12 protein-coding genes are annotated in these 10,757 nt (G+C 71.0%); 9 read left to right on the forward strand and 3 right to left on the reverse strand.

The window, feature by feature from the left end:
* Positions 1–60 precede the first annotated feature (60 nt).
* The 3 genes from tatA to tatC are packed head-to-tail and all read left to right on the forward strand — an operon-like array spanning position 61 to position 1,625.
* Complete coding sequence (gene tatA, locus PKC53_RS10555; protein ID WP_324428437.1) at positions 61–303, forward strand: Sec-independent protein translocase subunit TatA; 243 nt, start codon at positions 61–63, stop codon at positions 301–303.
* A gap of 31 nt (positions 304–334) precedes the next feature.
* Entirely contained in the window at positions 335–817 is a 483-nt protein-coding gene (tatB, locus tag PKC53_RS10560) for a Sec-independent protein translocase protein TatB (protein WP_324428438.1), read from the forward strand.
* Positions 818–830: 13 nt separating this feature from the next.
* On the forward strand, positions 831–1,625 hold the full coding sequence (gene tatC, locus PKC53_RS10565; RefSeq protein WP_324428439.1) for a twin-arginine translocase subunit TatC: 795 nt from the start codon (positions 831–833) through the stop codon (positions 1,623–1,625).
* Between the two features lie 3 nt (positions 1,626–1,628).
* On the opposite strand, the gene PKC53_RS10570 is transcribed toward tatC, so the two are convergent.
* Complete coding sequence (locus PKC53_RS10570; RefSeq protein ID WP_324428440.1) at positions 1,629–2,786, reverse strand: Do family serine endopeptidase; 1,158 nt, start codon at positions 2,784–2,786, stop codon at positions 1,629–1,631.
* 29 nt (positions 2,787–2,815) lie between these two features.
* On the opposite strand from PKC53_RS10570, the gene PKC53_RS10575 reads away from it, so the two are divergent.
* Together PKC53_RS10575 and pdxA are read left to right on the forward strand one after the other, a co-directional pair.
* Positions 2,816–3,553, forward strand: coding sequence for a Nif3-like dinuclear metal center hexameric protein (locus PKC53_RS10575; RefSeq protein WP_324428441.1), 738 nt, complete (start codon positions 2,816–2,818; stop codon positions 3,551–3,553).
* Positions 3,550–4,569, forward strand: coding sequence for a 4-hydroxythreonine-4-phosphate dehydrogenase PdxA (gene pdxA, locus PKC53_RS10580; protein WP_324428442.1), 1,020 nt, complete (start codon positions 3,550–3,552; stop codon positions 4,567–4,569). Before PKC53_RS10575 ends, pdxA begins: the two co-directional genes overlap by 4 nt.
* Here pdxA and PKC53_RS10585 read toward each other — a convergent pair.
* Both PKC53_RS10585 and mscL read right to left on the reverse strand, forming a co-directional pair.
* A complete protein-coding gene (locus PKC53_RS10585) occupies positions 4,561–6,909 on the reverse strand; it encodes a DUF1631 family protein (protein ID WP_324428443.1) in 2,349 nt (782 codons plus the stop codon). The genes pdxA and PKC53_RS10585 overlap by 9 nt on opposite strands.
* Positions 6,910–7,026: 117 nt before the next feature.
* The gene (gene mscL / locus PKC53_RS10590; protein ID WP_324428444.1) at positions 7,027–7,461 is read right to left on the reverse strand and encodes a large conductance mechanosensitive channel protein MscL; all 435 of its coding nucleotides are present in this window, start codon (positions 7,459–7,461) and stop codon (positions 7,027–7,029) included.
* A gap of 254 nt (positions 7,462–7,715) precedes the next feature.
* On the opposite strand from mscL, the gene petA reads away from it, so the two are divergent.
* The 4 genes from petA to PKC53_RS10610 form a co-directional block, all read left to right on the forward strand.
* Positions 7,716–8,309, forward strand: coding sequence for a ubiquinol-cytochrome c reductase iron-sulfur subunit (gene petA, locus PKC53_RS10595; RefSeq protein WP_324428445.1), 594 nt, complete (start codon positions 7,716–7,718; stop codon positions 8,307–8,309).
* A 33-nt stretch (positions 8,310–8,342) separates the two neighbouring features.
* Entirely contained in the window at positions 8,343–9,746 is a 1,404-nt protein-coding gene (locus PKC53_RS10600) for a cytochrome bc complex cytochrome b subunit (RefSeq protein WP_324428446.1), read from the forward strand.
* A 22-nt stretch (positions 9,747–9,768) separates the two neighbouring features.
* Positions 9,769–10,533, forward strand: coding sequence for a cytochrome c1 (locus PKC53_RS10605; protein WP_324428447.1), 765 nt, complete (start codon positions 9,769–9,771; stop codon positions 10,531–10,533).
* A 127-nt stretch (positions 10,534–10,660) separates the two neighbouring features.
* Positions 10,661–10,757: glutaredoxin domain-containing protein (locus PKC53_RS10610; RefSeq protein ID WP_324428450.1), on the forward strand; the 97-nt coding region annotated here is incomplete at its 3' end.

Genomic DNA, 10,757 nt, shown 5'->3' on the forward strand with positions numbered 1-10,757 from the left:
CGCGCGCCGTCGGGGCGGGGGCCCTCGCCTAGAATCCGCCTTCTTATCCAGGAGATCGACATGGGAACGTTCAGCATCTGGCATTGGCTGATCGTGCTGCTGGTCGTGGTGCTGATCTTCGGCACCAAGAAGCTGAAGAACATGGGCTCCGACCTCGGCGCTGCGGTCAAGGGCTTCAAGGACGGCGTGAAGGGCGGCATGGACACGGCCGACGACGCCGGCGGCAGCCCGCCGCAGGTCACCGGCACGCAGAAGAAGGCCGACCCGAACACGGTCGACGTCGAGGCGAAGACCAAGTCCTGAGCCTCGAGCGGCGTCGCTGCCGCGTCCCGGCATGATCGAGTTCGGATTCGACAAGCTCGCGCTGATCGGCGCCGTGGCGTTGATCGTCATCGGCCCCGAGAAGCTGCCGCGCGTCGCCCGCACGGTCGGGCACCTGATCGGCAAGGCGCAGCGCTACGTCGCCGACGTCAAGGCCGAGGTGAACCGCTCGATCGAACTCGAAGAACTGAAGAAGATGAAGACGCAGTTCGAGGAGGCGGCGCGCGACGTCGAGACCAGCGTGCAGCACGAGATCCGCGAGGCCCAGACCGACTTCGACCGCAACTGGAGCGAGGCCACCGCCGGGCTCGACGCGTCGTCGTCGCTGTCGGCGCCGCTGTCCACGCCGGTGCCCGAGTACAAGCGCCCGAAGAAGAACTGGCGGCTCAAGCGCGGCGCGGTGCCGACCTGGTACAAGCAGCGCCACGGCGTGCGCACGCACTCGCAGTCGGGCGCCGCGCGCGTGGCGCGCTTCCGCCCGCCGCGCGCGCGCTGAGGGCCGTGCGGGGATGAGCGCGAACAAGGGACCCGACGACGACGACGAACTGGCCGGCACCGAGCAGCCCTTCGTCTCGCACCTGATCGAACTGCGCGACCGCCTGATCCGCGCGCTGGTGGCGGTGGGCATCGCATTCGGCGCGCTGTCGCTGTGGCCGGGACCCGGCGCGCTGTACGACCTGCTCGCGCTGCCGCTGGTGGCCAACCTGCCCGAGGGCGCGACGATGATCGCCACCAGCGTGATCTCGCCGTTCCTCGTGCCGCTGAAGATCACGCTGCTCGCCGGTTTCCTGCTGGCGCTGCCGGTGGTGCTGTACCAGGTCTGGGCCTTCATCGCCCCCGGGCTGTACAGCCACGAGAAGCGGCTGGTGCTGCCGCTGGTCGTGTCGAGCACGCTGCTGTTCTTCGCCGGCGTCGCGTTCTGCTACTTCTTCGTCTTCGGCGGGGTGTTCAAGTTCATCCAGAGCTTCGCGCCGAAGAGCATCACCGCGGCGCCCGACATCGAGGCCTACCTCGGCTTCGTGATGAACATGTTCATCGCCTTCGGATTGGCCTTCGAGGTGCCGGTGGCGGTGATGGTGCTGGTGCGCATGGGCGTGGTCACCGTCGACAAGCTGCGCCAGTTCCGCGGCTACTTCATCGTGCTGTCGTTCATCGTCGCGGCGATCATCACGCCGCCGGACGTGGTGTCGCAGCTCGCGCTGGCCATCCCGATGTGCCTCTTGTACGAAGCCGGCATCGTGGCCGCGCAGCTGTTCGCGAAGAAGCCCGCGCCGGCCGGTCAGGCGAGCGACGGCGCGGGTTGACCCTCAGGGTTCGCGCTGCGCGCGCACCGGGCGCTGCGCCACGCGCAGTGTCAGCTCCAGGCGCTGCTGCCGTCGCTGCACGCCCAGCCTGACCTCGTCGCCGGGCCTGACCGCGGTCACCGCGTCGACGAGCTGGCGCGAATCGGTCACCCCGCGATCGCCGACCTGCGTGACCACGTCGCCGGGCTGCATGCCGGCCTGCGCCGCCGGGCCGCCCTGCAGCACGCCGGTGATCAGCGCACCTTGCCGCACCGGCAGCCCGAAGCTGTCGGCGAACTCGGGCGTGACGTTGCCGACCTCGACGCCGATCCAGCCGCGGCTGACCCGCCCGTCGCGGATCAGCGCGACCATCACGTCGCGCGCGATGTCGGCCGGGATCGCGAAACCGATGCCCAGGCTGCCGCCGCTGCGCGAGTAGATCGCCGTGTTGATGCCCACCAGCTGACCGTCGACGTCCACCAGCGCGCCGCCCGAGTTCCCGGGGTTGATCGCGGCGTCGGTCTGGATGAAGTTCTCGAAGGTGTTGATGCCGACCCGGTTGCGCCCGAGCGCGCTGACGATGCCCGCGGTCACCGTCTGGCCGACGTTGAAGGGGTTGCCGATCGCGAGCACGGTGTCGCCGACGTGCAGCCCGGCGCTGTCGCCGAACACGACGGTGGGCAGCGCGTCGAGGTCGATCTTCAGCACCGCGAGGTCGGAGTCGGGGTCGGTGCCGACGACGCGCGCGCGCGCCGCGCGGCCGTCGGCGAGCTGCACCTCGATGTCGTCGGCGCCGTCGACCACGTGGTGGTTGGTCAGCACATAGCCCTCGGGCGAGACGATCACCCCCGAGCCGAGCCCGACCTGCGGCTGCTGCTGTTGGCGCAGCCGGTCGCCGAAGAAGAAGCGGAACCACGGGTCGTCGAGCTGCGGGCTGCGCGCCGGGGCGCGGCTCGCGGCGATGCTGACCACCGCGGGCGCGGCGCGCTGCGCTGCGGTGCGCAGGCTGGCCGCCGGCGCGCTGGCCGGCGCGGCCGCGGGCGCCGATTGCAGCGTGACGATCTCGGGCAACATGCGCGCCGGGTTGCGTGCCAGCCACTCGGGCTTGAGCGTGGCGACGACGAACAGCACGGCGACGGCCACCGTGACGGCCTGCGAGAAAATCAGCCAGGTTCTGCGCATAGGGGGATGCCGTGTCGAACGAGGCCCGCGTGAGCGAGGTCGGGGCGTATCTGGAGCGCCTGCTGGCCGTCGGCGAGTTCAGGGATTATGGGCCGAACGGTCTGCAGGTCGAGGGCCGGTCCTCGGTGCGCAGGATCGTCAGCGGCGTCACCGCGAGCCTCGCGCTGATCGACGCGGCGATCGACGCCGGTGCCGACGCGCTGATCGTGCACCACGGCCTGTTCTGGCGCGGGCACGACGGGCGGTTGACCGGCTGGCTCGCCGAGCGCGTGCGCCGGTTGATGGGGCACGGCGTCAACCTGTTCGCCTACCACCTGCCGCTGGACGCGCACCCGGAGCTGGGCAACAACGCGCAGCTCGGCGCGAGGCTGGGCTGGCGCGCCGACGCGCGTTTCGGCGAACAGGACCTGGGGTTCATCGGCGACGCGCCCGGCGGCGGCGCGCCGGCGCTGGCGCGCCACGTCGCGCAGGTGCTCGGCCGCGAGCCGCTGCTGCTGCCCGGCGACGGCCGCGCGGTGCGCCGAGTCGCCTGGTGCACCGGCGGCGCGCAAGGCTACTTCGAGGCCGCGGTGGCCGCCGGGGCCGACCTGTTCCTCACCGGCGAAGTGTCCGAGCCGCAGGCGCACGTGGCGCGCGAGACCGGCGTGGCCTTCCTCGCCTGCGGCCACCACGCGACCGAACGCTACGGCGCGCCGGCATTGGCCGCGCACGTCGCCGAGCGCTTCGGGCTCGAGCACCGCTTCATCGACATCGACAACCCCGCATGACGACCGCACCGCTGCTGGTGACGATGGGCGACGCCTGCGGCGTCGGCCCCGAGGTCGTGCTGCGCGCGCTCGGCGCCGACGACGCCGCACCTTGGTTCGGCGCGGCGCTCGTCGTCGGCGACATCGGCGTGATGCGCCGCGCCGCGGCATTGCTGCCCGATGCCGAGCGCCGGCCGCTGGCGTTGATCGAGGCGCCTGCCGAGCTCGAGCATTGCCCGCCGCGCTGCATCGCGGTGTGGCAGCCGCACGGGCTGCCGCCGGGGCTTGACGCGCTGCCCTGGGGCCGCGTCGACGCGCGCGCGGGCGCTGCGGCGGCGGCGTGCGTCGAGGCCGCGGTGGCCGCGCTGCGGCGCGGCGAGGGTGCGGCGATCGTCACCGCGCCGCTGCACAAGGAGGCGCTGGCCGCCGCCGGCGTGCCCCATCCAGGGCACACCGAGATGCTGCAGGCGCTGGCGACGCGGGGTGGCGCGCCGCCGCCGGTGCGCATGATGCTGGCCAACGACGAGATCAAGGTCGTGCTGGTGACGATCCACATGGCGCTGCGCGACGCGATCGACGCGGTGACCTTCGACGCGGTGCTGCACACGCTGCGCCTCGCGCACGCCGCCGCCGCGCGCTGGGGGCAGCCGCGGCCGCGCATCGCGGTGGCCGGGCTGAACCCGCACGCCGGCGAGGGCGGGCTGTTCGGCGACGAGGAACTGCGCGTGATCGCGCCGGCGGTGGCGGCCGCGCGCGCCGAGGGTGTCGACGCGCAGGGCCCGTTCCCCCCGGACACGGTGTTCATGCGTGCGCGCCGCGGCGCCTTCGACCTGGTGGTGGCCATGACGCACGACCACGGGCTGATTCCGGTGAAGTACCTCGGCGTCGAGCACGGCGTCAACGTCACGCTGGGGCTGCCGTTCGTGCGCACCAGCCCCGACCACGGCACCGCGTTCGACATCGCGGGGCGCGGCGTCGCCGACGCGGCCAGCCTGCGCGCGGCGCTGCGGCTGGCGCGCCGGCTGGCGTCAGCGTGACGCGGCCGGGCGTGCGGCGCCGAGCGCCGCCAGCTGCTTACGCGCGCGCGCGGTCGCGCGCTCGAGCAGGTAGGCGTTCTCGAACGTGCGCAACCGCCCCGACTCGCACAGCCGCATCAGCATGCGCGCGGTCAGCGAGATCGTGCGCTGGTGCTTGGCGCCGCGCGTGAACACGAAGAACGTGCGCGCCGGACTGATGTAGTTCAGCTTGACCTTGTGCCAGGCGCCCTCGAGGTGCATGCGGTACGCGAAGCCGACCTGCACGTGCTGCGCCAGCGCGGCGCCGCTGGCCGGCTCGACCGCGTCGGGCGCGGGCAGGCCCTCGATGCGCACGTCCTCGGTCGAGACCTCGGGCTCGGCCGACAGGTCGATGTCGACCCGGCCGTTCCAGTCGACCGCCGCCTCGGTGACCAGGCCGACGCGCCGGGCCTCGTCGGCGCTGAAGTTGCGCTCGGGCACGACGTCGTCGAGCACCGGCAGCACGCCCGGCGGCGGACGCTCGCTGGCATTGGGCAGCGGCGCGCCGAACACCGCGTCGAGCTTCTTGGCCAGCAGGTTGTAGTCGAGCTGGCTGACGGCGCCGCTCTTCAGCGACTCGGCGTGCGCCGGCAGCAGCTGCGCGAAGAACGCCTTCTTCGCGTCCTCGGGCCAGCCGATGCGCGCCAGTCCGTCGTTGAGCTCCTTCATCAGCGGCGGCAGCGCGAGCACGAAGGCCTTGCGCTCGGCCGGCGTGCCCTTGGGCAGCACGCTGAGCACCAGGTCGCGCGCGGCCTGGCGCGCCTTCAGCGCGCGCTCGCTGCCTTCGCCGTGCTGGCGCTCGGCGTGCACGATCGCCTGGCTCCACACCTGCGCGACGAAGGTGCGCAGGAACTCCGGCATCGCCAGCGGCGCCAGCTCGGACTGCAGCCGGCGCATGTAGCGCTGGTGCAGCAGCAGCGCCTGCTCCTTGTCGGCGAACAGCTGGGCGGCGTCGCCGGCGTGCTCCTGCACCTCCTGCGTGGCCTGGCTGGCGATGAAGGCTTCGAGCTCGGACAGCTTGCGCTCGTACAGCGCCATCTGGTCGAAGTCGCCCTCGACGATGTGCTGCACGAGCTCGCGCACCAGCGCGAGGAAGCGGTCGCCCGGACCGGCGGCGAGGTCGTCGAAGCCGCAGGCCAGCGACGCGATGCGGTTGACGAAGCGGCGCACCGGGTGACGGCGCGACGAGAAGAAGGTCGCGTCGCCGAGCGCGACGCGCAGCACCGGCAGCTGCAGCCGCGCGATCTGGCGCGCCATCTGCGGCGGCACCTTCGGGTCGGACAGGATCTGCTCGAACAGGCTGCCGACGACGTCGATCACCATGTGGTCGAGCGTGCCGGTCGACGCACGGCGCAATTCGTCGCGGTGCGCGTAGATCAGGTTCGGTACCGCGGCGCCGCCCCAGTCGGTGGCCGCCGCGCCGGCGGCCAGACCGGCGGCGGCGCCCTGGGCGCCGGCCGGCGCCAGGCTGACCCGCGCGAGCTGGCGGATCAGGGACATCAGCTGCGCGTCGACCTGGCCGAACGTGCGCGCCGCGTCGCCCGCGGCACGGCGCGTGGAGTCGCCCGCCTCGGCGGCGGCGCGGCCCGCCCCGGTCAACTCGCCGCGCGCGGACAGCGCGCCTTGCCCCGTGGAGTAGCCCGAGGTGTGGCGGCTGTGCGCCGGTGCGCCCTGCACCGTGCGCAGCGTCAGGCTCAGCGGCTGCAGCCCGCTGTTGCGCAGGTCGGCGATGACCTCGCCGTACACGCGCGGCATCGTCGTGGCCAGGCTGCGCCCGATCTCGGTGACCACCGTCTTGCGCACGTCGGCGCGCTCGGACACGCTGTCGGCGGCGTGCACCAGCGCCTTGCAGATCAGCTCGGGGCGCAGCGGGTTGCGGTCGCGGTCGGGGTTGTCGAGTTGCAGCAGCGATCCCATGTACGCGTCGAGCTCGCGCAGCTCCCATTCGCAGCCGTGGCGGATGGACTGCGCGATGCGGTCGGCGCGCACCTGCGCCTCGACCTCGTCGTCGCCGACCAGGCTCAGCGTGTCCCAGCCGAGCGCGCTGGCGGGCCGCGGCGGCGCGCCGCCGTCGGCGCGGCCGAACTCGCGCTGGATCTGCTCGTTGAGCTTCTCGCCGAAGGCGAACTCGAACGACGCGAGGTTGCGGTTCAGGTCGAACTGCGCCGTGAGCAGCGCGTCGCGCTCGGCAGCGTCGTGCGACGACAGCGCGGAGATGCCCAGGCTCTCGGTGCAGCGCTCGCCGACCTCGCGCGCGGCGCGGTGCACGCGCTTGAGCGCCGACTGGAAGGCGGCCTGGGTGCGGGGCAGGGGCGGGTTCATCGCAGGGCGGACTCGGCGTCACCGCGCCCGGCGCGGAACTCGCCCGGGCGGTGGTTGCAACGCTTATCGACCGGTCCGCCGAAGAACTTCAGGCCCACCGGACCGCCCGGTGCCGTCTTATTTGCGCAACGCGTCGCGGATTTCGCGCAGCAGCTTGACGTCCTCGGGCGTTTCGGCCGGTGCCGGCGGGGGCGTCGGGGCCTCGCGCTTGAGGCGGTTGATCTGCTTGACCATCACGAAGATGATGAACGCGAGGATGACGAAGTTCAGCGCGACGGTGATGAAGTTGCCGTACGCGAACAGCGGCACGCCCGCCTTGGTCAGTGCCTCGTAGGTCATCGGGCCGGCGAAGTCCTTCGGCGGGTCGGCGAGCATCACGAAGTAGTTCGAGAAGTCCAGGCCGCCGAAGATGCGCCCGACGATCGGCATGATCAGGTCCTTGACGATCGAGTCGACGATCTTGCCGAACGCGGCACCGATGATCACGCCGACCGCCAGGTCGATCACGTTGCCCTTGACGGCAAACTCCTTGAACTCGGAAACGATGCTCACGGGGGGGCCTCCTGCTCGGGTTGTGGCGCGCCGCCGCGGCTGCGGCGAGCGTCGATGCCAGTATCGCGCCAATCCGGCGCGCGCCGCGACGCGCCGGCGAGCCCCGGGGCGCGCGGGGGGCTCCGCTAGAATGCCCGGTTGACTCTCGAGCAAACGCGGCCGCGCCGCGGTTGCTCCGCACCCCGAGGTGGGCGGGCTGGGCCCGGCCCGGCCTCGGGGGCGCGCAGATCATCGACGTTCCACTCGAGGAAACCATGAACCAGCCCGAAGTCGACAAGGAGCGCCGCACGTGGGTGGCGATCGCCTGCGGCGCCGGTGCGGTCGGCGGCATCGCCACGGCCGTTCCGTTCGTCGCCTCGTTCACCCCGTCGGAGCGCGCGCGCGCCGCCGGCGCCGCGGTCGAGGTCGACATCTCGGGCCTGCGCCCGGGCGAGAAGCTCACCGTCGAGTGGCGCGGCAAGCCGGTGTGGATCGTGCGGCGCACGCCCGAGCAGCTCGAGTCGCTCAAGCACACCGAGTCGCAGGTCGCCGACCCGAACTCGCAGCGCACCGCCTATCCGACGCCCGAGTACGCGAGGAACCAGCACCGCTCGATCAAGCCCGAGGTGCTGGTCGCCGTGGGCATCTGCTCGCACCTCGGCTGCTCGCCCGTCGACAAGTTCGCCCCCGGCGCGCAGCCGTCGCTGCCCGACGACTGGGCCGGCGGCTTCCTGTGCCCGTGCCACGGGTCGACCTTCGACATCGCCGGGCGCGTGTTCAAGAACAAGCCCGCGCCCGACAACCTCGAGGTGCCGCCGCACAAGTACCTGTCCGACAACAGGCTGCTCATCGGCGAGGACAAGGCCTGATCTCCAGGCGGCACGAGGAATCAGGAGAACGCAATGGCTGAATGGAAAGACGCACCCGCCGACGCGCCGGCGCTGCACAAGGCCACGGTGTGGCTGGAGAACCGGTTTCCGACCGCCTTCGCCGAGTACAAGAAGCACCTCAGCGAGTACTACGCGCCGAAGAACTTCAACTTCTGGTACTTCTTCGGCTCGCTGGCGCTGCTGGTGCTGGTGATCCAGATCGTCACCGGCATCTTCCTCGTGATGCACTACAAGCCCGACGCGAACCTGGCGTTCGCCTCGGTCGAGTACATCATGCGCGACGTGCCTGGCGGCTGGATCATCCGCTACATGCACTCCACCGGCGCGAGCGCGTTCTTCATCGTCGTCTACCTGCACATGTTCCGCGGGCTGCTGTACGGCTCGTACCGCAAGCCGCGCGAGCTGGTGTGGATCTTCGGCTGCGCGATCTTCCTGTGCCTGATGGCCGAGGCCTTCTTCGGCTACCTGCTGCCGTGGGGCCAGATGAGCTACTGGGGCGCGCAGGTGATCGTGAACCTGTTCGCCGCGGTGCCGTTCGTCGGCGAGGACCTCGCGCTGCTGATCCGTGGCGACTACGTGGTCAGCGACGCGACGCTGAACCGCTTCTTCAGCTTCCACGTCATCGCGATTCCGCTGGTGCTGCTGGGGCTGGTCGTCGCGCACCTGCTCGCGCTGCACGACGTCGGCTCGAACAACCCCGACGGCGTCGAGATCAAGGCCAAGAAGGACGCCTCGGGCAAGCCGCTGGACGGCATCCCGTTCCACCCGTACTACACGGTGCACGACATCCTCGGCGTGTCGGTGTTCCTGATGATCTTCACCGCGATCATCTTCTTCGCGCCGGAGATGGGCGGCTACTTCCTCGAGTACAACAACTTCATCCCGGCCGACCCGCTGAAGACGCCGCCGCACATCGCGCCGGTGTGGTACTTCACGCCGTACTACTCGATGCTGCGCGCGACCACCGACGTGTTCGTCAACGTGCTGGTGGTGGTGGCGGCGCTCGGGGCGCTGCTGGCGGTGATCGCCGGCGGCCTGTCGGGCAAGGGCAAGCTGGCCGTCGTCGTCGCCGCGGTGGTGTCGATCGCGCTGCTCAAGACCTTCGACGCCAAGTTCTGGGGCGTGGTGGTGATGGGCGGCGCGGTGATCATCCTGTTCTTCCTGCCCTGGCTCGACCGCAGCCCGGCCAAGTCGATCCGCTACCGCCCGACCTGGCACAGGTACATGTACGCGGTGTTCGTCGTGTTCTTCGTCGTGCTCGGCTACCTCGGCATCCAGCCGCCGTCGGACCTGGGCACGCTGGTGGCGCAGATCGGCACGCTGTTCTACTTCGCGTTCTTCCTGCTGATGCCCTGGTGGAGCCGCATCGGCGAGTTCAAGCCGGTGCCCGAACGCGTCGTGTTCAAGGCGCACTGAGGCGGTCGACGGAGCAAACGAGATGAAGAAACTGATCCTGTCGCTGCTGGCCTCGCTGGCCTTCGTCACCGGCGCGCACGCGGCTGCGGGCGGCATCGCCTGGGACCGCTTCCCGACGCAGAAGTCGACCGACCTGGCCGCGCTGCAGAACGGCGCCAAGATGTTCGCCAACTACTGCCTGAACTGCCATTCGGCGGCATTCATGCGCTACAACCGCCTGCGCGACATCGGCCTGACCGAGGAGCAGATCAAGGGCAACCTGATGTTCGCCACCGACAAGGTCGGCGACCTGATGCAGGTCTCGCTCAATCCACGCGACGCGAAGGCCTGGTTCGGCGCGGTGCCGCCCGACCTGACGGTGATCGCGCGCTCGCGCTCGGCCGCCGGCATGGGCAGCGGCGCCGACTACCTGTACACCTACCTGCGCACCTACTACCGCGACGACACCAAGATCACCGGGTGGAACAACCTGGTGTTCCCCAGCGTGGGCATGCCGCACGTGCTGTGGGAACTGCAGGGCGAGCGCCGCCCGGTGTTCGACAAGCGCACCGAGCACGGCCACGAGGTCGAGGTGTTCACCGGCCGCTGGGAGCAGGTCAGGCCCGGCACGATGACCCCGCTGCAGTACGACGAGGCGGTCGGCGACCTGGTGGCATTCCTGCACTGGATGGGCGAGCCGATGCGCGGCGACCGCGTGCGCATCGGCGTGTTCGTGCTCGTGTTCCTCGCCGTGTTCACGGTGATCGCGTGGCGCCTGAATGCCGCCTACTGGAAGAACATCAAGTAGATGAACGCCGCCGCCGGCGCGCGCGCCGCGGCCACAGCGCAGCACGGCGCACCGCGCCTGCTGCGCATCGTGCTTTGTGGCGCCGCACCGAGACGGCGGCGCCGATGAACCGAAGGATCCCGCCGCCATGATGGTGCTCTACTCCGGAACCACCTGCCCCTATTCGCACCGCTGCCGCTTCGTGCTGTTCGAGAAGGGCATGGACTTCGAGATCCGCGACGTCG

The sequence above is a fragment of the Azohydromonas sp. genome, from assembly GCF_035325925.1.
Lineage (GTDB): Bacteria > Pseudomonadota > Gammaproteobacteria > Burkholderiales > Burkholderiaceae_C > Calidifontimicrobium.

Coding starts and splice junctions, on each gene's coding strand:
- pdxA (WP_324428442.1), top strand. CDS start 3,550: ATGACGACCGCACCGCTGCTGGTGACGATGGGCGACGCCTGCGGCGTC.
- PKC53_RS10605 (WP_324428447.1), top strand. CDS start 9,769: ATGAAGAAACTGATCCTGTCGCTGCTGGCCTCGCTGGCCTTCGTCACC.
- PKC53_RS10585 (WP_324428443.1), bottom strand. CDS start 6,909: ATGAACCCGCCCCTGCCCCGCACCCAGGCCGCCTTCCAGTCGGCGCTC.
- tatB (WP_324428438.1), top strand. CDS start 335: ATGATCGAGTTCGGATTCGACAAGCTCGCGCTGATCGGCGCCGTGGCG.
- PKC53_RS10600 (WP_324428446.1), top strand. CDS start 8,343: ATGGCTGAATGGAAAGACGCACCCGCCGACGCGCCGGCGCTGCACAAG.
- PKC53_RS10570 (WP_324428440.1), bottom strand. CDS start 2,786: ATGCGCAGAACCTGGCTGATTTTCTCGCAGGCCGTCACGGTGGCCGTC.
- tatC (WP_324428439.1), top strand. CDS start 831: ATGAGCGCGAACAAGGGACCCGACGACGACGACGAACTGGCCGGCACC.
- petA (WP_324428445.1), top strand. CDS start 7,716: ATGAACCAGCCCGAAGTCGACAAGGAGCGCCGCACGTGGGTGGCGATC.
- tatA (WP_324428437.1), top strand. CDS start 61: ATGGGAACGTTCAGCATCTGGCATTGGCTGATCGTGCTGCTGGTCGTG.